Source organism: Microbacterium sp. STF-2, from assembly GCF_034650155.1.
Classification (GTDB): domain Bacteria; phylum Actinomycetota; class Actinomycetes; order Actinomycetales; family Microbacteriaceae; genus Microbacterium; species Microbacterium maritypicum_A.
In genome coordinates, this window is the sequence record NZ_JARKMW010000002.1 from 144,280 (window position 1) to 166,787 (window position 22,508).

The 22,508-nt window shown below is 69.1% G+C and carries 19 protein-coding genes; 9 read left to right on the forward strand and 10 right to left on the reverse strand.

The window, feature by feature from the left end; translation table 11 throughout:
- Position 1 precedes the first annotated feature (1 nt).
- From MicroSTF_RS14625 to MicroSTF_RS14635, 3 genes are read right to left on the reverse strand one after another with little or no spacing between them, the layout of a single operon-like run.
- On the reverse strand, positions 2 to 268 hold the full coding sequence (locus MicroSTF_RS14625) for a DUF3039 domain-containing protein (RefSeq protein ID WP_026049764.1): 267 nt from the start codon (positions 266 to 268) through the stop codon (positions 2 to 4).
- A gap of 40 nt (positions 269 to 308) precedes the next feature.
- On the reverse strand, positions 309 to 1,874 hold the full coding sequence (locus tag MicroSTF_RS14630) for a hypothetical protein (protein WP_021199675.1): 1,566 nt from the start codon (positions 1,872 to 1,874) through the stop codon (positions 309 to 311).
- On the reverse strand, positions 1,850 to 3,772 hold the full coding sequence (locus MicroSTF_RS14635; RefSeq protein WP_322956718.1) for an ABC transporter ATP-binding protein: 1,923 nt from the start codon (positions 3,770 to 3,772) through the stop codon (positions 1,850 to 1,852). Before MicroSTF_RS14635 ends, MicroSTF_RS14630 begins: the two co-directional genes overlap by 25 nt.
- A gap of 249 nt (positions 3,773 to 4,021) precedes the next feature.
- Here MicroSTF_RS14635 and MicroSTF_RS14640 point away from each other — a divergent pair, with 249 nt between their 5' ends.
- From MicroSTF_RS14640 to MicroSTF_RS14655, 4 genes are all read left to right on the forward strand, one after another.
- Positions 4,022 to 4,714 (forward strand): NTP transferase domain-containing protein, encoded by a 693-nt coding sequence (locus MicroSTF_RS14640; protein ID WP_017828502.1) that lies wholly within the window; start codon positions 4,022 to 4,024, stop codon positions 4,712 to 4,714.
- A gap of 79 nt (positions 4,715 to 4,793) precedes the next feature.
- Entirely contained in the window at positions 4,794 to 5,732 is a 939-nt protein-coding gene (locus tag MicroSTF_RS14645) for a hypothetical protein (RefSeq protein WP_136025204.1), read from the forward strand.
- Between the two features lie 81 nt (positions 5,733 to 5,813).
- Positions 5,814 to 7,403, forward strand: a complete 1,590-nt coding sequence (locus tag MicroSTF_RS14650) for an acyl-CoA carboxylase subunit beta (protein ID WP_416338492.1) — start codon at positions 5,814 to 5,816, stop codon at positions 7,401 to 7,403.
- Positions 7,404 to 7,450: 47 nt separating this feature from the next.
- On the forward strand, positions 7,451 to 7,645 hold the full coding sequence (locus tag MicroSTF_RS14655) for an acyl-CoA carboxylase subunit epsilon (RefSeq protein WP_036271958.1): 195 nt from the start codon (positions 7,451 to 7,453) through the stop codon (positions 7,643 to 7,645).
- A gap of 341 nt (positions 7,646 to 7,986) precedes the next feature.
- Here MicroSTF_RS14655 and MicroSTF_RS14660 read toward each other — a convergent pair whose 3' ends face one another.
- The 5 genes from MicroSTF_RS14660 to MicroSTF_RS14680 all read right to left on the reverse strand — a co-directional run bounded on the left by MicroSTF_RS14660 (position 7,987) and on the right by MicroSTF_RS14680 (position 13,699).
- Positions 7,987 to 9,186 (reverse strand): ROK family transcriptional regulator, encoded by a 1,200-nt coding sequence (locus MicroSTF_RS14660; RefSeq protein ID WP_297557009.1) that lies wholly within the window; start codon positions 9,184 to 9,186, stop codon positions 7,987 to 7,989.
- 353 nt (positions 9,187 to 9,539) lie between these two features.
- Positions 9,540 to 10,532 carry a hypothetical protein gene (locus MicroSTF_RS14665; RefSeq protein WP_231479847.1) on the reverse strand — a complete coding sequence of 331 codons (993 nt, stop codon included), beginning with the start codon at positions 10,530 to 10,532 and terminating at the stop codon, positions 9,540 to 9,542.
- A complete protein-coding gene (locus MicroSTF_RS14670; protein ID WP_021199683.1) occupies positions 10,529 to 11,764 on the reverse strand; it encodes an ATP-binding protein in 1,236 nt (411 codons plus the stop codon). The genes MicroSTF_RS14665 and MicroSTF_RS14670 overlap by 4 nt, the downstream gene beginning before the upstream one ends.
- Positions 11,754 to 12,413 carry a response regulator transcription factor gene (locus MicroSTF_RS14675; RefSeq protein WP_021199684.1) on the reverse strand — a complete coding sequence of 220 codons (660 nt, stop codon included), beginning with the start codon at positions 12,411 to 12,413 and terminating at the stop codon, positions 11,754 to 11,756. The genes MicroSTF_RS14670 and MicroSTF_RS14675 overlap by 11 nt, the downstream gene beginning before the upstream one ends.
- 41 nt (positions 12,414 to 12,454) lie before the next feature.
- Complete coding sequence (locus MicroSTF_RS14680; RefSeq protein WP_322956725.1) at positions 12,455 to 13,699, reverse strand: class I SAM-dependent RNA methyltransferase; 1,245 nt, start codon at positions 13,697 to 13,699, stop codon at positions 12,455 to 12,457.
- 23 nt (positions 13,700 to 13,722) lie between these two features.
- Between MicroSTF_RS14680 and MicroSTF_RS14685 the strand changes: the two genes are divergently transcribed.
- Entirely contained in the window at positions 13,723 to 14,361 is a 639-nt protein-coding gene (locus MicroSTF_RS14685) for a Maf family protein (protein WP_029260578.1), read from the forward strand.
- Between the two features lie 78 nt (positions 14,362 to 14,439).
- Positions 14,440 to 16,206: an acetyl/propionyl/methylcrotonyl-CoA carboxylase subunit alpha gene (locus MicroSTF_RS14690; RefSeq protein WP_322956727.1), complete on the forward strand. Its 1,767-nt coding sequence runs from the start codon at positions 14,440 to 14,442 to the stop codon at positions 16,204 to 16,206.
- Between the two features lie 65 nt (positions 16,207 to 16,271).
- Here the strand turns inward: MicroSTF_RS14690 and MicroSTF_RS14695 are convergent, their stop codons facing one another.
- Entirely contained in the window at positions 16,272 to 17,720 is a 1,449-nt protein-coding gene (locus MicroSTF_RS14695) for an NAD(P)H-quinone dehydrogenase (protein ID WP_021199688.1), read from the reverse strand.
- A 48-nt stretch (positions 17,721 to 17,768) separates the two neighbouring features.
- Between MicroSTF_RS14695 and MicroSTF_RS14700 the strand changes: the two genes are divergently transcribed.
- The 3 genes from MicroSTF_RS14700 to MicroSTF_RS14710 are packed head-to-tail and all read left to right on the forward strand — an operon-like array spanning position 17,769 to position 20,535.
- On the forward strand, positions 17,769 to 18,602 hold the full coding sequence (locus MicroSTF_RS14700; RefSeq protein WP_029265691.1) for a purine-nucleoside phosphorylase: 834 nt from the start codon (positions 17,769 to 17,771) through the stop codon (positions 18,600 to 18,602).
- Positions 18,599 to 20,269: a phospho-sugar mutase gene (locus MicroSTF_RS14705; RefSeq protein ID WP_322956730.1), complete on the forward strand. Its 1,671-nt coding sequence runs from the start codon at positions 18,599 to 18,601 to the stop codon at positions 20,267 to 20,269. The genes MicroSTF_RS14700 and MicroSTF_RS14705 overlap by 4 nt, the downstream gene beginning before the upstream one ends.
- 2 nt (positions 20,270 to 20,271) lie before the next feature.
- Positions 20,272 to 20,535, forward strand: a complete 264-nt coding sequence (locus MicroSTF_RS14710) for an HPr family phosphocarrier protein (protein WP_021199691.1) — start codon at positions 20,272 to 20,274, stop codon at positions 20,533 to 20,535.
- A gap of 11 nt (positions 20,536 to 20,546) precedes the next feature.
- Here MicroSTF_RS14710 and MicroSTF_RS14715 read toward each other — a convergent pair whose 3' ends face one another.
- Positions 20,547 to 22,469, reverse strand: a complete 1,923-nt coding sequence (locus MicroSTF_RS14715) for a BglG family transcription antiterminator (protein ID WP_322956733.1) — start codon at positions 22,467 to 22,469, stop codon at positions 20,547 to 20,549.
- Positions 22,470 to 22,508: the final 39 nt, after the last annotated feature.

Below are 22,508 nucleotides of genomic sequence, written 5' to 3' on the forward strand. Positions count from 1 at the left end.
GTCAGCCGATCATCGACTCGTAGATCTCCTTGCATGTGGGGCAGATCGGGAACTTCTCCGGGTCACGGCCCGGGGTCCACTTCTTGCCGCACAGCGCGCGCACCGGCTTGCCGGTGATCGCGGACTCGAGGATCTTGTCCTTCTTCACGTAATGCGAGAAGCGCTCGTGGTCACCCGGTTCGAGATTCTCCTCGCGGAGGAGCTCTTCCAGTTCGCGATCAAGCGTTGCCACGCCGCCCTGATCGGGGCTGTCCAGCGGAGTACTCATCCCGTGAGTCTAGCGGCGTCGAACGCCTCACGGGCGGGCATCACGCGGTCTCGACGAACTCCATCAGTCGCTCTCCGCTGCGCTCGAAGATGCGACCGCCGACGACGGCTCCGGCCGCCGCGGTCACGAGACCGACGAGAAGCCCGACCCAGAAGGTCGCCGGAGCGTATGCCGAACCGTCGAGAATCGTCGCGGCGAACAACCAGATGGTCGGCACGCTCAGCACGATGGCCCCGAGCAACGCTGCTGCAGGACCGTACGCCCCGCGAGAGGTCGGTCGCTGCGGCTGCTGGAACGGACTGTCACCAGGCCGCGAGACCGCATACGGAGCCACGACCGAGACGATGCTCGAGACGCCGAGCGCGCAGAACAGCAGACTGGCCGCCAAGCCGCCCAACGGCAGCAGCAGACTCCAGTCCCCGATCAGCGCGAGTGAGAGCGGAACCGCGATGGCGAGAACGGGGATGGCGACGAGCAGCACAGGAACGAGACGCCCGAGGCGATCAGGAAGACCCCGGACGCCACTCGCGACGTGGGTCCACAATGCCGTCGAGTCGTAGGCGACGTCGTTGTGCGGCAGCCACCCGAAGAACAGCGCCATCACCGGCACGGGCACGAGCGCGGCGATCTCCAACGGGACTCCGGCCACGACGAGCGGGAGCATCGAGAGCACGCCGGCCACGGGGACGACGATGATGTTCATGATGTAGCGACGGTCACGAAGCCAATACACGAGGCTTCGCGCCGCGATCGCACCGAAGGCGTTCGACGGCAGCAGCCCGAACCACCCGAGTCCGGTGCGCTCGCGCAAGGCGACCGGACGCTCGGTCGTGGTCAGCAGACGCCGGACGAGCCACGTCCACACCATCCAGAGGAGAGCGACGGTGAGCACCACGATGACACCGCTGATCCACGCGGAAGCGGTCGCACCGGCCGCGGAATCGAAGAGGAAGGCGGGGGCAGCAGCGAACGGGCTGTAGCCGAACACGCTCGACAGGGTCGCCAGAGACGGGGGCACGAGACCGTCCCAACGAAGCGATCCGAAGAAGACCGCGACAGGGAAGGCGACCACGATCAGCGCGAGTGCGAACAGCGCCGTGAGCTCGCGGGAGCGGCGCTCGGGAAGGAGCAGTGCGTTGAGGGCCATACCGATCCGCGAGACCAGCATCGTGGTCAGGACACCGGCGATCGTCACCAGCACAGCCAGAGGCCAGGGCGTGCCTGCTCCGATCGCGACGATGCAGACACTGATGTAGACGGCGAGAAGCGCCATGCTCGGCACGCTGACGAAGGCGGCCAGTGCCAGCACCCAGGGCATCTGGCGATCATCGACGCCGAAGACCGCGAAGCGTCTCGGGTCGAGCTGATCGACGGCCCCGACGAGGATCGGGCCGACGAGGAATCCGATGAGAAGGGCCGCGCCACCGAGCACCGTGACCGCGCGGGCCACCGGCACAGAGGCTGCGGCAAGGCTGAACACGGCGACGCACACCGCGGCGGTGACCGCGACCACCGCGACGAACGAGACGATCGATCGAACCCGACGGTCGCCGCGCAGGGAACCGAGAAGAAGCGCGAGTCTCAGTCGGAGAACGTGTGCAGCCACTCGAGCCCCTCCACCTCTCCGCTGGTGCCGGCGAGTTCCACGAAGCGCGCTTCGAGCGTCTGCCCCGCGCGCACCTCGTCGATCGTCCCCTCGGCCAGCACTTCTCCGCCGACGATGATCGCGACGCGCGAACACACGCGTTCTACGAGATCCATGCCGTGGCTGGAGAGGATCACCGTGCCGCCGTGCGACACATAGGCGCGGAGGATGTCCAGGATGACCGCCGACGAGACGGGGTCCACCGACTCGAACGGCTCATCGAGGACCAGCACGCGCGGCGAATGGATCATGGCCCCTGCGAGCATGATCTTCTTCGTCATGCCGGCGGAGTAGTCCGAGACCACGCGGCCGAGGGCATCGCCCAGATCGAAGGCACGAGCGAGGTCGGCCGCGCGCTTCTCGATCACATCCGCGGCAAGGCCGCGCAGCAACCCGTAGTAGTAGAGCAGTTGCCGACCGGTGAGGCGGTCGAACGTGCGCAACCGATCGGGGAGCACACCCATCAGCCTCTTCGCCGCGAGCGGCTTCTTGGCCTGGTCGACACCGCAGATGACGACGCTGCCCGCGTCGGCGCGGAGAAGCCCGGCGACGATCGAGAGCGTCGTGGTCTTGCCGGCACCGTTGGGCCCGACGATTCCGTAGAACGACCCCGCGGGCACGGTCAGGTCGATGCCGTCGACTGCGCGGTTGTCGCCGAACTGCTTCACGAGCCCGCGGATGCTGATCGCCTCGCCGGCGGAGAGGACCTCATCGGGCTTCACGGCGTCGGAAGCTGCGTCGTCGGAGTCCCCGACCGCCTGGATGGCCTCGCTCGACTCCACCTCGGACGGATCGCCGACGGGCGTCTCCGTCTCGAGAAGTTCCGCACTGACAGATTCCTCGACAGGCTCCGCGGCGAGAGGCGGCTCCGAGGCGGGCGCGGGCGCAGGCTCTGCGGCGGGCACGGGCTCCGCGACAGACCCGGTCGGCGCCGCAGCGGAGGCGGCCGGAGGAACGGTCTCGACGACCGGTTCGGTCTCGAGCACGGGAGAGGCCGCAAGAGGAGCGGCCGCGACGGACGGAGCTTCGGGTGCGGTCACCGCCGTCTCCGTGGCCGCCTTCGCCTCCTCTGCGGCCTTCTTCGCCGCCGCCTTCTTCGCGGCCGCCATCTTGGCGGCCGTGGCCTTCGCGGCCGTGGTCTTCGCGGCAGCCGAGCGCGCCGTGGTCTTCGCCGCAGCCGCTTTGGATGCAGCGGCCTTCGCCGCCGTCGTCTTGGCTGCCGTCGTCTTGGCTGCCGTCGTCTTGGCCGCGGCCGTCTTCGCAGCCGTCGTCTTCGCAGCCGCTGTCTTCGCAGCCGCTGTCTTCGCAGCCGCTGTCTTCGCCGCCGTCGTCTTCGCCGCCGTCGTCTTCGCCGCCGTCGTCCTCGCAGCCGTCGTCTTGGCCGCGGTGGTCTTCGCAGCCGTGGCCTTCGCGTCGGCATTGCGCGCCGCGGCGGTGCTCCGGGCGGAGCTCGCGGTCGACGAGAGGTTCGCCGTCGAGCCGTTGACGGCCTTGACGAGCGGCTCGACCACGACATCCGCACTGGGAGCCGCTTTCTCGGCAGCAGCCTGCGTCCCGGACGTCGCTGCCGACGGCTTCCCAGCCGACGACTTCCCAGCCGACGACTTCGACACCGCGGCACTGCCGGCCTTCGAACCCGCGGAGGTGCTCGCGCTCGCAGGCTTCTTCACCGCGGGTTTCTTCGCGGCGGGCGTCTTCGCGGCGGGCTTCTTCACCGCGGGCGGTCGCGCCGACTTCTCGGCGGCGGATGCCGCGTCCGGACTCTGCTTCTTCGCCGGCGCGCGCTTCGCCGACGTCTTCTCTTGCGCGGTCTCGGTTTGGTCCACCTGGGCGGTGCGGTCGTCAGGGGAGGCAGTCACCGTCCTACGGTATCAACGGGTGCCTGTACGCCAAGGCCGCCGCGCAATAAACTGCCCTCGGATCGCGCATTTCCGCCGCGATCGCACGGGAGACGGAACCCTGTGCATCCGGTGTGTAGTCGGTCACGAAATGACAACAGGGGCCTCCCGGCCCTGAGCTTCCCAGGCGGAATCGATACCATGAACGCGGCACGACGAAGTGTCTGGTCGGTTAATCGACCGTGAACACAACTTCCTTTAGGAGCACTCGTGACTCTTCAGACCGTCATCCTCGCCGCCGGAATGGGCTCGCGCCTCGGCCGCGCGCTGCCGAAGCCGCTCACCGAACTGAGCGACGGCCGCACGATCATGGGCCAGCAGCACGACAACATCCGCGCCGCATTCGGTTCGGACGCCCGCATCACCACCGTCGTCGGCTACCGCGCCGAGACCATCATCGACGCGTTCCCGCAGGTCAACTACGTCCACAACGAGCGTTATGACGAGACCAACACCTCGAAGAGCCTCCTGCGCGCCCTGGGCGCGACCGGTCGCGGCGGAGTTCTCTGGATGAACGGCGATGTCGTCTTCGACCCGATGATCCTCGGCCGCGCACTCGAGTACATCGAGCGCGACCAGTCGTTCGTCACGGTGAACACCTCCAAGGTCAGCGACGAAGAGGTGAAGTACACGGTCACGGCCGAGGGCTTCATCAACGAGCTGTCCAAGACCGTCAAGGGCGGACTCGGCGAGGCCGTGGGAATCAACTACATCTCCTCCGCGCACAAGAAGGCGTTCATGCGTCAGCTGCAGCGCGTCGAGGACCAGGATTACTTCGAGCGCGGCCTCGAGCTCGCGATCGCCGAGGACGGCCTGCTGCTCGAGCCGATGGACGTGTCCGACCTGTACGCGGTCGAGGTCGATTTCGCGGAAGACCTGGAGCGTGCGAACCTCTTCGTCTGATCGCTCGACTCGAAAGCCCGGCCTCTCGGAGGGGCCGGGCTTTCGGCGTTTTCGCGGGCTGGCTCCATAGGATCGCACCATGGCTCCCAAGGTGCACAAGATCCATTCGCTCCCGGACGACGCTCCCTGGGACAAGGGCGTGCCCCCTGCCGGATCGGCGGAGCACCCAATGATGGTGCGGGGCCTCGACCGCGTGCTGTCGATCCAGCGCCCGCTCGTCCTGGCGCACATCCGGAGCATCCGCCTGCGCAATCCGCACGCATCGCCTGCGGAGATCATCCGCATCCTGGAGCGTCGCTACCTCGCAGCCGTGACGACGGGCGGAGCGGCGGTCGGCGCGACGGCGGTCGTCCCCGGGATCGGCACCGGCATCACGCTTGCGCTCTCCGGCGTGGAGACGGTCGGCTTCGTGGAGTCCACCGCTCTGTTCGCGCAGTCGGTCGCCGAGGTGCACGGGATCGCGGTCGCGAACCCGGATCGCGCCAGAGCGCTGGTGATGACGCTGATGCTCGGCAAAGAGGGCGTCGACCTCGTCGGACAGCTCGCCGGTCAGGTGGCCGGGCGTGGAGGAAGCAGATCGTCGTACTGGGGCGAGCTCGTCACGAAGTCGCTCCCCCGCGCCGCGGTCGGCCCCCTCGTCGATCAGCTCAAGAGCATGTTCGTGAAGCAGTTCGCGGCGAAGGGCGGCGCTTCGGTCATCGGCAAGGCACTCCCGTTCGGCATCGGCGCTGCGATCGGAGGCGCGGGGAACAACATCCTCGGCCGTCGCGTGCTGACGACGTCCCACAAGGCCTTCGGTGCCGCCCCGATGGACCTTCCCCTCGAGTTGGAACCCGTGCCCGGCGCCGAGAAGCTGGAGTTGCGGATGCTGCGAGGTGCCCGCTACGCGGGCAACGCGGTCGCGGGAGCGGCCGGCACGACCGTCCGCGGGGTGGAGTGGGCGGGACGCAAGGCCCGCTCGATCGGCCGCCGCCCCAAGACCGACCCGGAACTCGAGTCCGGTGAACCCGAGGGCTGAGCGCACTTCGCCAAAGGATCGGCCGCCCCGTTGTGGCGAGCATCCAACAGCCGGAGGCGAGCCGACGATAGGGTGGAATCCGTGACGGACAAGCCCGACCTCTTTACCACCGCCGGCAAGATCGCGGATCTGCGCGCTCGCTATACAGAAGCCGTCGTCGACGCGGAAGCGAAGGCGAAGGAGAAGCAGCACGCGAAGGGCAAGATGACCGCCCGCGAGCGCATCGAACTGCTCGTCGACCCCGGGAGCTTCGTCGAGTTCGACGAGTATGTGCGCCACCGCACCACGGCCTTCGGCATGGATCGTTCGCGACCGTACGGCGACTCGGTCGTCACCGGCGTGGGCACGATCAACGGCCGCACGGTCGCAGTGTACTCGCAGGATTTCTCCACCTTCGGCGGTTCGCTCGGCGAAGTCGCCGGCGAGAAGATCATCAAGATCATGGAGTTCGCCCTCGCCGGCGGGATGCCCTGCATCGGGATCCTCGACTCGGGGGGCGCGCGCATCCAGGAGGGCGTCGTCGCCCTCGGCAAGTACGGTGAGATCTTCCGCCTGAACACCCGCGCGTCCGGTGTGATCCCGCAGATCTCCATCATCATGGGGCCGGCTGCGGGCGGCGCGGTGTACTCCCCCGCCCTCACCGACTTCGTGATCATGGTCGACAAGACCAGCCAGATGTTCGTGACCGGCCCCGACGTGATCAAGACGGTCACCGGCGAGGACGTCGGAATGGAAGAGCTCGGCGGCGCCTACACGCACAACACCCGATCGGGCGTCGCGCACTACCTCGCCGAAGACGAGGACGACGCGATCGACTACGCCCGCACGCTCCTCAGCTTCCTGCCGGACAACAACATGGCGGAGCTTCCCACATACGAGAGCACCTTCGAGTTCGAGACGACCGACGCCGACCGCGCGCTGAACACGCTCGTCCCCGACTCGACCAACCAGCCGTACGACATCCACACCGTCATCGAGCACATGGTCGACGAAGGCGACTTCCTCGAGGTCCAGCCGCTCTTCGCGCCCAACATCGTGATCGGCTTCGGACGCATCGAGGGCCGGTCGGTCGGCATCATCGCCAACCAGCCTTCGCAGATGGCCGGCACGCTGAACATCGAAGCCGGCGAGAAGGCGAGCCGCTTCGTACGCTTCTGCGACGCCTTCTCGATCCCGATCGTCACGCTCGTCGATGTCCCCGGCTACCTCCCCGGCACCGATCAGGAGTGGACCGGCGTCATCCGCCGCGGCGCGAAGCTGCTCTACGCCTACGCCGAGGCGACCGTGCCGCTGGTCACCGTCATCCTGCGCAAGGCTTACGGCGGCGCCTACATCGTGATGGGCTCGAAGCAGCTCGGTGCCGACGTGAACCTCGCATGGCCGACGGCCGAGATCGCGGTGATGGGCGGCCAGGGCGCGGTCAACATCCTGTATCGGGGCGAGATCAAGAAGGCGGAGGAGGCCGGCGAGGACGTCGCGGCCGTCCGCACCCGACTCGCGAACGAGTACACGTACAACGTGGCCTCCCCGTTCCTCGCGGCAGAGCGGGGCGAGCTCGACGGGATCATCGAGCCGGCCAACACCCGCGTCTCGATCGCGAAGGCGCTGCGCGCACTGCGTGGCAAGCGTGCCGAGCTGCCCCCGAAGAAGCACGGGAACATCCCGCTGTGACCGGGAATGACACGCAGGACCACGGCGCTTCGGGTTCGGAGACGCCGATGCTCGACATCACGCGTGGGACAGCTACGGAAGAAGAACTCGCCGCCCTCATCGCCGTGATCAGCGAGGCCTACGCGACGGAGGCGGCGGACGCCGTCGCCGAGGAGCCGTCTGTCTCGGCGTGGACGCGGACACAGCGTCCGCTCCGCCGTCCGCTGCGGCGTGACATCCCGTGGGGACGTTTCGCGGGCTGACAGCCACTGCGGAGCATGCGCCGGCTCCGGTGGCGCAGGAGTGCGTCTGCGTGATCCGCGAACCCTCCGCTTCACGAATCACGCAGACGATCGTCGCAGGACCCCCAGAGCCCCGCTCGGCGACGTTCCCCGTTGCCGCCTCACCCTTCCCGTGCAGGGTCGGGCGTCCACCCCGGCGCAGACCGGAGTCGCCTTCTCGACGTGCGACGGTGCCGAGCGCACGGGGAGACGGTGGACTCCACTCGTCTGGTCGTGGGGGAACGCCAAATACTACATCGAATCGACTTATAGTCGCAAAACCCGCAGCCTCGACCGCTGCCGGACGGCGTTTGGTCCGGAGATCAGCTCTCGAGCAGCAGGTCGGAGGCGCGAGGGCTGAGAACGGAATCGAGCACGACGCACGCGGCCCCCACGGCACCGACGTCGTCCCCGACGACGGTGCCATCGACGGGGAGAGTGCGCACCGCGCGGGTCGCACTCGCGTGATCGAGCCTGCCGGGAACCTCTCGGAGGTACACATCGGCGAGCCGTGACCAGAAGGGACCTCCGAACACGACCCGATCCACATCGAGCATGTTCGTCAGAGCCGCCGTCAGCACCGTGATGTGTGCCGCTGCCTGTCGCAGAACCTCGACAGCCGCGGCATTCCCGTCCGCCGCGTGCTCACACAGTCGGCTGAATCTCGCATCGACTGCCGCAGCATCGGACGCCTGGTGGGCGTCGTCGAACACTCCCGCGCGCTCAGCCCGTTCGACGATCGCCTGCGGGGTGCAGACGACCTCCACGCACCCTCGGGACCCGCACCAGCATGAGGGCCCGTCGGGGTCGACGATGATGTGCCCGACCTCGCCGATGTTGCGTGTGCTCCCGCGGACCGCCTCGCCGTCTCTCGCCAGGGCGGCGCCGATGCCGATCCCCAGGTAGACGAACACGAAGGAGTCGTCGGCCGACTCGCGTCGTGTCCACAGCTCTCCGACCGCGGCCGACGTCGTGTCCTTCTCCAGCACCACCGGCATCCCCGTCATCTCCGCCAGCACCGCGCGCAGCGGCACACGATGCCACCCGGCGAGCTTCGGCGGGTCGATGACCGTGCCCTTCTCGGCGTCGAGCGGACCGGGAGCCGCGACTCCCACCCCTGCGATCCGCGAACGATCCACACCGGACTCCGCGATCAGGGCATCGATCGTCTCCGCCATGGCCTCCACGATCCGGAGCGGATCATCGGCCGGCGTGCGCACACTCCGGCGTCTGACGATGGCGCCGGACAGGTCGAGCAGCACGAACGTCATCAGGGCGGGATCGAGGTGCACGCCGACCGCGAAGCGGCTGTCGGCGACGAGCCGCAGGGTCACGCGCGGCTTGCCCGGTCCATTGATCGTGCGGCCGGCCTCTCGGATGAAGCCGTCATCGAGCAGTCGCCGAGTGATGTTGGTGACGGTCTGCGCCGACAGCCGGGTCGCGGTCGACAGCTCGATCCTGCTCAACCCCTCTCCTGATTGGCGGATCGCCTCCAGGATCACGGACTGGTTGAAGTCGCCCATACGCGGAAGATTGGTGCCACGACGCGTTGCCATCGTCCAATGATCCCCCATCGACGGGAAAATCGTGTCCCCCGAAATGCCGAATCTTGTCCCCCAAAATACCTACAGACAATGTTTGCGGAACCCCTCAGACTGAAGAGGACGCTTCGCGTTCGGCTGGTCTCTCTGTCCCAGGGTAGACAGACGCTGATCGGCCACCAGCGGATGGTTTTCGGGTAACTGTCCGCACGGAGAGGGGCAGGCGGATTCGCCGCCCCTCTCCCACTCTCACATCCTCGACTCCGGTCACCTCCCCAGGCCGGGGCCGAGGACGGAGCCGAGGTCGCTCACCGGTCCTGCCGAAAGTTCTTGCGTCAGCGCGGAATCTCGTGCCAGAGGTCGACCGCGTCGTCATCACCCGAGGATCGGGTGCCCGCGCGGCCCACCACCGTCACGGCGACACGCGGGTCCCGCCCCGAGCGGATGATGAGCCGAGATGTCTGTGCATGACTCAGCACGACCGCCAGTTCGTCCCTGATCGCCTTGCGACGGGACTCGTCTATGCCGTCGAACCCGCCCTCATCGAAGACAGTCACGACCACTCCACGCCGTCGGGCAGCTTCGATCGCGTTGCGTACCGCGTCGTTGAGGAGGTCGGCGCCGCGCAGTTCGTCGCGCAGCCTGCCCTCGGCGAGCCGCGCGTCCAGACGTTCCTGATCGTTCAACACACCTCGCGCCGCGACCACTCTGCTGAGCACCGGACCGGCGACAGCCAGAGCGAACTGCGTGCGCAGACGCCTCTCGCGCTGACGCACCCGCTGCGTGGCATGCCACGCGGACACCGCCTGCTGGATCTCGGCGAGGCGCTCGGTGTCGCGCACCGCACGATCCCAGAACATCACGAGGAGTCGAGCGACGGCCACCCACATGATCGAGCCGACCAGCCCCAGGTTGAGGGCCACGACGAACCCCAGAGCCACCGACGCGGCCAGGACGAGCACCGCCAACACGAGCCAGCCGATCAGAGACCGCCGACGCACCACACACACGACCGCGAGCAGTCCGAGCGCCCCGATGTACCAGGTCGCGAACGGGGCGGTACGATCCGCCGGCTCGAGCGAGAAGGTCACGAGCACGGGAATCGCCATGCTCGCGAGCAGCGCGAGGACCGCCGACCACGTCGGCATCCGCACCGAGGAGCCGTCGCCGAGGATGGCGATGTTCACGACCACGAGATATAGGCCGATGGCGAGGACCATGAGCAGCGGAGCGGTCGGCTGCTCGATCCACCAGATCCCCCGTGCGACGAAGTACAGGGCGAAGCCGACGGCGAGAGAGGTGGCGACGCTGCGCACGGTGCGGTTCACGCGCGCTCCCATCCCAGCGTCACGGTCGTGCCGTGCGCGTCGGAGACGATGTCGGCCGTGCCGGCGACGCCCGCCATACGTGCGAAGATCGACGCCCGGATCCCGAGACGGTCGGCACCGATCGACGCCACGTCGAAGCCGCCGCCGGTGTCCGAAACCGTCACGCCGATCCCCTCGTCGCCGTGCCCCTCGACGATGATGTGGAGTCCACGACCGTTGGCGTGGGACACGGCGTTGCCGATCGCCTGACGCGCGGCGAGCACGAGTGCGCGAGCGGCCCGCCCGGGTATGAGGCCGATGCCGCCGCGCTCCTCGACGATCGCATCAGCGCCGAGCTCGGACAGGGCTCTACGCAGCTCCACGACGATCTGCGCCGTGCCGACCGGCTCGTCACTGCCCTCCTGCGCGACGGCCGCTTCGGTATTGGCGAGGCGAGTGAGTGCCTCCCGGGCCATGGCGACGGCGAGCTCTTCGGCACGCTCCCCCTCCGCCCGCTCCGCGGCGATCAGCGCGGCGAGGACGCTGTCATGCATCAGTGCCGACATCGTCGCCCGCTCCTCCTCCGCGGCGGCCGCCGCAGCCGCTGTCGAGTACGACGCCACCGCCTGTCCCCTGGCCTCGTCCACGCCGGCGGCGACGGAACGGAACATCCAGCCCAGGGAGATGATGACGACCCCGAGGATGAGGGTGAACGACACGTCGAACGCGGTCGTCACCCAGAACTCGCGCGAGAACTCCCCCTGGACGAGCCGCACGTAGCCGTAGACGAACGGCATCCCCGCCGCCCAGGCGAACTGGAGCGGCAACGGGAACGCGAGCATCGCCGCGACCACGCCGACATTGACCAGGAAGAAGATCCAGGGCTGCTCGCCGGCACCCTTGTCCGACGGGTCGACGATCGTCGGCCAGGCGGCGAGCGCGAGGACGTAGACCACGGCGAAGATACCGGAGAAGGTGCGCACCCCCCGGCCCACCAGACAAGCGACCAGCATCGCCGCCAACGGCACGAACACCACGATCAGGGTGACGACGTGCGCAGGATCCGCGTGCGAGAGCGACGCCATCGCAGAGATCAGCGCCTGCGCGCCGAGCACCGCCGAACCGATCGCGACGACGATCGCGAGGATCCGCTCCATGCGTGTGCCGGTGAAGCGCTCGTACGCGGTCTCCGTGCTCCCCGGAGAGGGGATCTTGCTCCACGCGTCGCGGATGCTGAGCGGCTCAGCGGCCACCGGGTGCCTCGTCAGCCGTGACGATCCCGTCTTCCATCGCCCGGCGCAGCAGGTCGACCTTCGTCGGCGCCGGGCGCCCGACCTCGACGTACTTCACGCGGATGCGGGTGATGTTCTCCTTGGCCGTGGAGTAGGCGACACCCAGCTTCTCGGCGACGGCCTTCAACGGCAGCCCCGTCGCATACAGACGGAGCACCTCGCGTTCGCGCGTGGCGAGCTGCGCATCGGCGAACGCCCGGTCTCCCTCGACCGCGCTCGCCCATTCGACATTGTTGAGAGCCTCGCCCTGCGCCACCGTGCGGATCGCGTCGAGCACGTCGTCGAGGGCGGAGGACTTGCTCACCACGCCGGCGGCCCCCGCGGCGAGCGCCTCGCGCACGGCTGCCGGCCGATCGGCGACGCTGTGGATCACGACGCTCGCGCCGTCGTTGACCAGCGAGGTCACGTTCTCGGTCACGGTCGTGCCGTCGCCGAGGGTGAGGTCGAGGACGACCACCTCGGCAGGTGCGGCCGCGGTGGCTTTGCGCCATTCGAGGTAGGAGACCACCGTGCTCCCGGAGAAGACCACGGTCTGCGAATCACGCGCGCACGCGGCCTCGAGGCCGAGGCGAACGGACTCGTGATCGTCGATGAGTGCGACCGTGCTCATCCCCTCAGCCTACTGAGTCCCCCCGAGAAGCCGCGGATCGCTCATCGTGTGAGCAGCGCGACGACTTCGAAGTGGTGCGAGTGCGGGAACAGATCGAAGCCCCGAAGTCGGTCGACGTTCCAACCGAGGGTGCGGAAGGTGCCGAGATCCCGGGCGAGTGCGACGGGGTCGCACGCGACGTACGCGATGGCCTCCGGCGCGAGCGCGTGCAGCGCTTCGACGACCTGCCGACCGGCACCGGCGCGGGGCGGGTCGAGCACGACGGCGCCGGTGCGCCCGCTCTTCTGCGTCGCCAGGAAGCGATCGACGCGCGCCGTCACGGCGTTCACGTCGAGCGGCGCGAGATTCACGGCGGCGTGCGCAGTGGCGCGTGCACTGGACTCGACCGTCACGATGTCGGTCCCGCCGAGATCGGCGAGCGTCGCGGCGAACAGGCCGACCCCTCCATACAGGTCGTAGTGCGTCTTCTGGTCGTCGACATGTCCGTCGAGGATTCCGTAGACCGCGGCGTCGAGCACGGAGGCCGCACGCGGGTGCACCTGCCAGAAGCCCGTGGCGTCGACCTCGAATCGACGGTCGTTGACCATCTCGTGGATCACCTCGGGAGTGGGACGCTTGCGGAACCCACGCTGCACGCGGGGGGCGCGCTCGGTCTCCTCACGTCGGATGACGCGCACCGTGCCGTCGGCGGGCTCGACGAGTTCGATGCGGCCGGGGGCCTCGCCCCGCAGCGCGAGCGCCGCTTCGGCGATCGCGGGCCGGGCCAGCGGATGCGAGGTCACGGGGACGACGCGGTGGCTGCGCGCGGCGAACGGACCGGCGACTCCCGTGTCGTCGACGTGCAGGGTGACGCGTGTGCGCCATCCGAGACCGTCGCCCGACTCCACCGACTCGATCTCGGGGGCGACCAGACCGCTGCCTGCGAAACGCTCCAGCGCCTCGGTCAGCACACGCTGCTTGAGCTCACGCTGGTGGTCGATGTCGATGTGGCCGAGGTCGGCGCCACCGGGGCGGCCGGCCGGGTCCCGCGACACGTCGGCTTCCGCCCACACGTGCGGGCGGCGGTGCTCCGACGCCTCCAGCACCTCGATGGTCTCGGCCCGCCAGAAGCTGCGGGTCGAGGCGTCCGCCCCCTCCTGCGGGGCGATCAGTCGGGCACGGACCCGCTCTCCGGGGATCGCGTCGGAGACGAAGACCACGCGTCCCTCGTGGCGGGCGATGAACGTGCCCCCGTGCGCGATGCCGGTGATGTCGAGTTCGAGCACGTCGGCTGGGGAGGAAGTCATTCTTCGAGGATACGGTGGTGGACATGCGCGTCTGCCTCGCCTCCACCTCGCCCGCCCGCCTCATGCTGCTCCGGCAGGCGGGAATCGAACCGCTCACGCTGTCGCCCGACGTCGATGAGGATGCGGTCGCCGCCGCGGAGGAGGAGAAGAGGGGCGCCCCCCTCGCGCCGGAGGAACTGGTGCTTCTGCTCGCCCGCGCGAAGGCGGCCGCCGTCGCACGGAGCCTCGCTGCGGACGGGACCTTCGACGGCCTGGTGATCGGCGGGGATTCGATGTTCGCGCTCGGCGGGCGGGTCTACGGCAAGCCGTACACCGCCGAGGAGGCGACCAGGCGCTGGCAGGAGATGCGCGGCGAGACCGGCATCCTGCATTCCGGGCACTCGGTGTTCCGGGTCTCCCCCGACGCCGAGCCCAAAGAGGCCACCGCGGTCGCCGCGGCCGCCGTGACGTTCGCCGACGACGTGAGCGACGCCGAGATCGCCGCGTACGTCGCCTCCGGAGAGCCGCTCCTCGTGGCGGGAGCCTTCACCGTCGACAGCCTGGGCGGGGCGTTCATCACCCGTGTGGACGGCGATCCTTCGACGGTCGTCGGCATGTCCCTGTCGACCGTCCGCCGTCTCGCCACCGAGCTCGGTGTCCGTTGGACCGACCTCTGGTCGTAGACTCCCCTCCACGTTTTCCCGACTTTCTTGTGGGGAGTCGTCAAAGGGATCGGGGTCGTTCTCGCTAGGCTGGCAAGCATGCCTGCTATCGCCAAGGTGCTCATCGCCAACCGCGGCGAGATCGCCGTCCGCATCATCCGCGCCGCCCGCGACTCCGGGATCGCCTCGGTCGCCGTCTACGCCGACCAGGACCGGGATGCCCTGCACACCCGCCTCGCCGACGAGGCCTACGCTCTCGGCGGCTCGACCAGCGCGGAGACCTACCTCCAGATCGAGAAGATCCTCTCCATCGCCCGCCGCGCCGGTGCCGACGCCGTGCACCCCGGCTACGGGTTCCTCGCCGAGAACGCCGAGTTCGCACGCGCCATCATCGAGGCGGGGATGACCTGGATCGGCCCGTCTCCGGAGGCCATCGAGGCTCTCGGCGACAAGGTGACCGCGCGTCACGTCGCTGAGAAGGTCGGCGCGCCTCTCGCTCCCGGCACCCCCGGCCCCGTCGAAGGCGCCGATGAGGTCATCGCCTTCGCGAAGGAGTTCGGCCTCCCGATCGCCATCAAGGCCGCGTACGGCGGCGGCGGACGCGGCCTCAAGGTCGCCCGCGAGCTCGACGAGGTCGCAGAGCTCTTCGAATCCGCCACCCGCGAGGCCGTCGCCGCCTTCGGCCGCGGCGAGTGCTTCGTCGAGAAATACCTCGACAAGCCGCGTCACGTCGAGACCCAGTGTCTGGCCGATGCCGCAGGAAACGTCGTCGTCATCTCGACGCGCGACTGCTCGCTGCAGCGCCGCCACCAGAAGCTCGTCGAAGAGGCACCGGCCCCGTTCCTCACGGAGGAGCAGAACGAGCTGCTCTACTCGGCATCGAAGGCCATCCTTAAGGAGGTCGGATACGTCGGTGCCGGCACCTGCGAGTTCCTCATCGGCGCCGACGGCACGGTCTCATTCCTCGAGGTGAACACGCGCCTGCAGGTCGAGCACCCGGTCTCCGAAGAGGTCACCGGTATCGATCTGGTGCGCGAGCAGTTCCGCATCGCTGCCGGCGGCACCATCGACTACGACGACCCGAAGCCCCAGGGGCATTCGATCGAGTTCCGCATCAACGGCGAGGACCCCGGTCGCGGATTCCTGCCCCAGCCCGGCCCGATCCACGTCTTCAAGACCTTCGGAGGCCCCGGCATCCGTCTCGACTCCGGCGTCACCGCCGGCGACTCGGTGTCCGGCGCCTTCGACTCCCTGCTCGCGAAGATCATCGTGACGGGCAAGGACAGGGCGGAAGCGCTGGAGCGCTCGCGCCGCGCACTCGATGAGTTCGAGGTCGCCGGTCTCCCCACCGTCATCCCGTTCCACCGCAAGGTCGTGCGCGATCCCGCGTTCACGGCGGAGGACGGCGAGTTCGGGATCTTCACCCGCTGGATCGAGACCGAGTTCGTCAACGACATCCCCGCGTGGGACGGGGAGCTCGAAGCACCGGCCTCCGCCGAAGCACGTCACACCGTGGTCGTCGAGGTCTCCGGCAAGCGCCTCGAGGTGAGCCTCCCCGACCGCGTGGCCGTCGCCGCCGGTACCGCCGGACGCCCGGCAGCGGTTCCGCCGTCGCGCCGCAGCCACGCCACCACCGCCAACGCCGGGGCCTCCGGCGACGCGGTGAAGTCGCCCATGCAGGCGACCGTCGTCAAGATCGCCGTCGCCGACGGACAGCAGGTCGTCAAGGGCGACCTGGTGGTCGTGCTCGAAGCCATGAAGATGGAGCAGCCGCTGCAGGCGCACAAGGACGGCGTGGTCGGCAACATCAACGCGGATGCCGGCGCCACGGTCTCCGCAGGACACCAGCTGCTCACGATCAGCTGACACCCGGCATCAGCGGAAAGGGCGCCCCACCGAGGTGGGGCGCCCTTTCCGCATCTCTCCCGGGATCAGGAGATGTTCACGAGATGCATCGCCCTGCTCGCATCGGTGATGCTGCTGGAGAGCGAGGGGTATGCCGCGAAGACCCGCGAGACCTGGTCGACCGTGAGACGGCGTTCGACGGCGACCGCGATCGGGTAGATCAGCTCCGATGCCTTCGGCGCCACGATCACGCCGCCGATCACGGTGCCCGATCCCTTGCGGGCGATGAGCTTGACGAAGCCGTCCTTGATGCCCATCATCTTCGCGCGCGGGTTCGCCGCGAGCGGGAGCTTGTAGACCAGGCCGTCGGCCACACCGTCCTCGACGTCCTTCTCGCCGTAGCCGACGGTGGCGATCTCGGGCGCGGTGAAGATGTTCGAGGTGATCTTGATCTGTTCGAGCGGGATGACGATGTCGCCGAGGGCGTGGAAGACGGCCGTGCGCCCCTGCATCGAGGCGACCGAGGCCAGCGGGAAGAAGTTCGTGCAGTCGCCGACCGCGTACACGTTGGGGACCGAGGTGCGCGCGACCCGGTTCACCCGCACGTGTCCCGACTCGTCGAGCTCGACACCCGCCTCCTCCAGACCGATGCCCGCGGTGTTCGGGATGGAACCGACCGCCATCAGGCAGTGGCTGCCATCGACCGTGCGCCCGTCCGACAGGGTGACCGTGACCCCGTCATCCGTGACCTCGACGCGGTCGGCACGGGACTTGGAGAGCACCTGCATGCCCCCGCGCTTGAAGACCTTCTCCAGAACGCTCGCCGCATCCTTGTCCTCGCCAGGGAGCACCTGCTCGCGGCTGGAGATCAAGGTCACCTTGGCACCGAGGTTCATGTAGGCGGAGGCGAACTCCGCACCGGTGACACCGGAACCGACCACGATGAGGTGCTCGGGGAGCGCCTTCATGTCGTACAGCTGCGTCCACGTCAGGATGCGCTTGCCGTCGGGCTTGGCCGAGTCCAGCTCGCGCGGAGAGGCACCGACCGCCACGATGATCGTGTCGGCCTCGACCCGGTCGAAGTCGGTCCCGCCCTGGCCCGTCGACACGATGATCGCGGTGGGCCCTTCGAGGCGACCGTGACCGGAGAGGATGCGTACGCCGGCTTCGAGGAGCGTCGCACGCATGTCCTCGGACTGCTGACCCGCCAGCGCGAGGAGCCGCTTGTTCACGGCGGCGAGGTTGATCGCGATCTCGGGCTTGAGGGGTCGCGAGTGGTCGCCCTTGGCGTAGAAGTTGACCCCGAGGTCGCTCGCCTCGGAGATGGCGACGGCCGCATCGGCGGTGGCGATCAGGCTCTTCGAGGGCACGACGTCGGTGAGGACGGCGGATCCGCCGACTCCCACGCGCTCGACCAGGGTGACCTCGGCCCCCAACTGGGCTGCCGCGAGGGCCGCCTCGTAGCCGCCGGGACCGCCGCCGAGGACGGCGACGCGCTGAGTGCGCTCGAAAGTGGTGGAAGACATGGAATCCATTCTCGCGCAATCCTGGCACCCGAGCCTGCACCTTCCTAGAGTGGATCCATGCCCGAAACGCACAGCAACCCCCTCGACGACCCGACCGCGAACCCCTTCGAGGTCGCCGCACAGGCCGCCGCCGACATCGCCCGTCTGACCGGCGTCGAGAAGCACGACATCGCCCTCACCCTCGGCAGCGGCTGGGGCAAGGCCGCGGACATCATCGGCGAGACCGTGGCGACGATCCCCGCGACCGAGGTCACCGGCTTCTCCAAGCCCGCGCTCGAAGGACACGTCGGTACGCTGCGCAGCATCCGCACCCCCGACGGCAAGAACGTCCTCGTCATCGGCGCGCGCACCCACTACTACGAAGCCCACGGTGTGCGCCGTGTCGTGCACAGCGTGCGCACCGCCGCCGCGACAGGCGCCAAGATCATGGTGCTCACGAACGGCGCCGGCGGCATCCGCGAGACGTGGACGCCCGGTCAGCCCGTGCTCATCAGCGACCACATCAACCTCACCGCCGACTCTCCGCTCGAGGGCGCCACGTTCGTCGACCTCACCGACCTCTACTCGAAGCGTCTGCGCGAGATCGCCCGGACGATCGACCCGATGCTCGACGAGGGCGTCTACACGCAGTTCCGCGGCCCCCACTACGAGACCCCGGCGGAGGTGCAGATGGCGAAGCACATCGGTGGCCACATCGTGGGCATGTCGACCGCGCTCGAGGCGATCGCCGCCCGCGAGGCCGGCATGGAGATCCTCGGGTTCTCGCTCATCACCAACCTCGCCGCCGGCATCCAGCAGACACCGCTCAGCCATGCCGAGGTGATCGAGGCCGGGCGCGAGGCCGAACCGGTGATCTCCGGGCTTCTGGCCAGGGTGGTCGAGGCCCTGTGAGCGACGAGCGGCTCGCCCAGGCCCGCGCCTGGTTGCGACAGGACCCGGATCCGCAGACGCGCGACGAGCTGGCCGGCGTGATCACACGTGCCGCCGCCGGCGACCGAGAGGCCGTCGCCGACCTCGACGACCGCTTCCGCACTCGCCTCGCCTTCGGAACCGCGGGTCTCCGCGGCGAACTCGGCGCCGGCAGCAACCGGATGAACCGGGTTCTCGTCGGCCAGGCCGCAGCCGGCTTCGCCGCCTACCTGCGCGAGAAGTCGCACGGCGCGACCCCGACGGTCGTGATCGGCTACGACGGGCGCCGGAACTCCCGCGTGTTCGCGACGGACTCCGCCGAGCTGTTCGCCGGAGCCGGTCTGCGGGCGATCCTGCTTCCCCGCCTGCTCCCGACGCCCGTCCTCGCCTTCGCCGTGCGCCACTTCGGCGCCGATGCCGGCGTGATGGTGACGGCGAGCCACAACCCGCCGAACGACAACGGCTACAAGGTGTACCTCGGTGGCGCCGACCAGGGATCCCAGATCGTCGCCCCGGCGGACGCCGAGATCGCCGCGCACATCCAGCGCATCGCCGACGAGGACTCCATCACCGCGTTGCCGCGCTCCACCGAGTATGAGACGGCCGGCGAAGAGGTCGTCGACGCCTACATCGCGGCAACCGTGGCCGTGGCGCCAGCACCCGCCGGGACGACCGGGATGCGGTGGGTGTACACCGCGATGCACGGGGTCGGCTGGGAGACGCTGTCCCGCATCGTCAAGGAAGCGGGATACCCGCAGCCGTTCGTCGTCGACGAGCAGCTCACCCCCGACGCCACGTTCCGCACCGTGTCGTTCCCGAATCCGGAAGAACCGGGGGCGATGGATCTCGCGTTCGCGCGCGCCCGACGAGTGAAGGCCGACTTCATCCTGGCGAACGACCCCGATGCGGATCGACTGGCCGTCGCGGTCCCCGACGACTCCGCCCCCGACGGCTGGCGTCGTCTCACCGGCAACGAGGTCGGTCTCCTGCTCGGCGCGAGAGCCGCACGCGCGGCGGCCGGGACACCGGGCGCCTCGCTCGCGTGCTCTCTCGTCTCCTCCCCCGGCCTCGGCGCCATCGCCGCCCATCACGGGTTGGACTTCCACGAGACCCTCACCGGCTTCAAATGGATCTCCCGGGCCCCGGGTATCGTCTTCGGCTTCGAAGAGGCTCTCGGCTACCTGGTGAATCCGGAGACCGTGCGCGACAAGGACGGGGTGTCGGCGGCCGTCGCCATCCTCGGCCTCGCCGCCGAGGCCCGCGATCGCGGAGCCACGCTCGTCGATCTGCTCGACGAGCTGGGTGAGACGTACGGGCATTTCGCGAGCGGTCAGGTGTCGGTGCGGGTCGAGGACCTCGCCGTCATCGGCTCCGTGATGCTCGCGCTGCGCACACTCCCGCCGACGCACATCGGCGGCCGATCGATCGCCTCGGCCGAGGACCTGCTGCAGGCCGCACCGGGTCAGCCCTCCGGAGACGTGCTGCGGTACCGTCTCGGCGACGGCTCCCGTGTGATCGTGCGCCCCAGCGGGACCGAGCCCAAGCTGAAGGTCTACATCGATGCGAGGGCGGAGTCAGCCGAGAGCGCACGTGACGCCGTCGCGGAGCTCGAAGCGGGCGTCCGCACCCTCCTCGACGAACGCTCCTGAGCATGCCGGTCCGAAGCCTCATCGTCAGCGCGCACAACGGGGTTCACGCGCGTCCGGTGGCCGAGCTCGTGCGACTCGCGCAGTCGCACGACGCTCCGGTCACCCTGCGCACGGCCGACGGCACGACCGTCGATCTGACGAGCGTGCTGGCGGTCATGGACCTGGGGATCGCCTCCGGGGACTCCGTGGTGATCGAGACGGCGCCCTCCGCGACGGCGGAGGCCGTTCTCGACCAGCTCGCGGAGGTACTCGCTCCCCGCGGGTGACCGCTGCGCCGTCAGCCGTCGATCACAGCGACGAGCTCATCGAGGAACGCCTCGAACGTCGTTCCCTTCCGGACGATCCGCTGCACGCTCTCGCGTTCGCTGAACACTTCGACGAGCTGTTCGAACACGGTCTGGAACGCCGCACGATCGCTCTCGCTGAACGCGGCGAGCGCGACGACCTGCACGCGTCCGCCGCCCCAGGCCGCTGAGCCGTCCGCGACGCCGATGGCGATCGCGGTGCGGGTGGCGGTCATCTGGAGTGCGTGGGGGACGGCGAGTGCATCGGTGAACGCCGTCGACGACATCCGCTCGCGCACGATGGTGTTCTCGACGTAGTCCTCGCCGATCAGGCCGGCCTGCACCAGGAGACCGCCGAGACGACGGATGATCGCCTCCTCCCCCTCATCGGGAAGCGGGAACACGTACGCGTCGGCGAGGAAGTAGCGGGCGAGTTCGCCACGGAGGCGCGTGAGACGTCGCCCCCGGCGCACCCGAGCGGCCGCCTGCTGGATCCGGTCGACGTCGGCGTCGGTCAGGAACGGCTGGATGCGCACGAATCGGTCGCCGGACGACCCCGGTTCGATCGTGCTGAGCACGAGGTCGGTGTCGAAGGACGCCCAGTCGGGATCGACGTTGGTCACGACGGTCGTGACCTCGATCGCCGATCCCAGGGAGCGGTCGACGCTGGAGCGGAGCAGCTCATGCAACTCGTGATAGCCCGGGCAGACGATGGTGGCGGTGAGGATCGACTCGGCCTTGCGGCTGCGTTCGAGACGCCCACCCACGTGCATGGCGATGTAGGCGATCTCGTCGTCGTGGATGGGTGTGCCGACGCGGTCATGCAGGCCGCTGGCGATCGAGACGGCCACCTCGAAGATCATCGGGTACGTCGTCTTCAGCGACCGGGTGAGCGGATTGCGGGTGAGCGCGCTCTCCTCGGCGCGGCGCAGCAGATTCTGCACGTGCAGGGCGAGACGCAGCACGAAGGTCTCGTCGACGAGGTCGACCTGGAAGTCCTCCGCCGCTCGGGCGATCTCCGCGCGTACCGCGGCCTCGACTCCCGGATCCACGCCGCTGCGGGCGACCTCACGCGTCGCGTCCTCGCCCGGCGCGACGATGCGGGTGAGCACGAGGGATGCGAGATGACCGCTGTCCCCCTCGCCGAGGACCACGGAGAAATGCTCGAAGGCGAGGCGGGCGATGACGGTCCCGACGCGCGGGATCTCCTCGCGGGTGCCGGCCGGGGTCGATTCGAGGGTGTGTCCAGCGGCGACCCGCTCGGCGGCGATCGCGATGTGCAGCAGCACATCGGAGATCGCGAGTTCGTTCACGTAGTAGCCGAGCTCACCGAGTTCGCGCACGAGCGCGGACTTGAACGGCCCGACCGCGCTGGCGGCCACCGCCGATCCGGAGAGTGCCCGACGGAATGTCTCCGGATGGAACGAGGCGTCGTCCATCTCGTCGTGGGCGAGCCTGCTGAGCAGGCGGCGCTGCGCCGTCTCGTTGCCGCGCAGTCGCACGGTCTCGCGCTCGCGCTCGAGCACGAGGTCCGTGCCGTCGATCAGACCCCGCACGCGCACCAGGTCCGCTTCGAGCGTCGCCTCGCTGACGTGCAGATCCTCGGCGGTGTCGAACACGTCGATGCCTCCGTGCTCGTCGAGCAGGAGCCGTACCAGGGTGTGCAGACGGTCGCGGGGTGCGGAATCCCCCGTCTGGCGCATCCGCAGCGCGCCACGGGCGCCGGATCCGGCACGGTAGCCCGCAGGACCCGACTCGATCACCGCGGCCCCGGGCGTGCGGGCGTTCAGCGCCGCGACATAGGAGCGGATGCTGCGCGGGGTGACGCCCATCAGGTCGGCGAGGCTCGCCGCCGTCGCCCACCCCTCCTGGCGCAGCAACGCCGCGAGGAGCTGGTCCTGGCGCTGGCGCGACATGATCCTCCCCTTCCGCGTGCTGACCGCACTGTCTCGACG

Bases quoted from the DNA above. Each gene is read 5' to 3' on its own strand.
- MicroSTF_RS14715 (WP_322956733.1), bottom strand. From the start codon at position 22,469: ATGTCGCGCCAGCGCCAGGACCAGCTCCTCGCGGCGTTGCTGCGCCAG.
- MicroSTF_RS14625 (WP_026049764.1), bottom strand. From the start codon at position 268: ATGAGTACTCCGCTGGACAGCCCCGATCAGGGCGGCGTGGCAACGCTT.
- MicroSTF_RS14675 (WP_021199684.1), bottom strand. From the start codon at position 12,413: ATGAGCACGGTCGCACTCATCGACGATCACGAGTCCGTTCGCCTCGGC.
- MicroSTF_RS14695 (WP_021199688.1), bottom strand. From the start codon at position 17,720: ATGGATTCCATGTCTTCCACCACTTTCGAGCGCACTCAGCGCGTCGCC.
- MicroSTF_RS14700 (WP_029265691.1), top strand. From the start codon at position 17,769: ATGCCCGAAACGCACAGCAACCCCCTCGACGACCCGACCGCGAACCCC.
- MicroSTF_RS14645 (WP_136025204.1), top strand. From the start codon at position 4,794: ATGGCTCCCAAGGTGCACAAGATCCATTCGCTCCCGGACGACGCTCCC.
- MicroSTF_RS14660 (WP_297557009.1), bottom strand. From the start codon at position 9,186: ATGGGCGACTTCAACCAGTCCGTGATCCTGGAGGCGATCCGCCAATCA.
- MicroSTF_RS14690 (WP_322956727.1), top strand. From the start codon at position 14,440: ATGCCTGCTATCGCCAAGGTGCTCATCGCCAACCGCGGCGAGATCGCC.
- MicroSTF_RS14685 (WP_029260578.1), top strand. From the start codon at position 13,723: ATGCGCGTCTGCCTCGCCTCCACCTCGCCCGCCCGCCTCATGCTGCTC.
- MicroSTF_RS14710 (WP_021199691.1), top strand. From the start codon at position 20,272: ATGCCGGTCCGAAGCCTCATCGTCAGCGCGCACAACGGGGTTCACGCG.
- MicroSTF_RS14680 (WP_322956725.1), bottom strand. From the start codon at position 13,699: ATGACTTCCTCCCCAGCCGACGTGCTCGAACTCGACATCACCGGCATC.
- MicroSTF_RS14655 (WP_036271958.1), top strand. From the start codon at position 7,451: ATGCTCGACATCACGCGTGGGACAGCTACGGAAGAAGAACTCGCCGCC.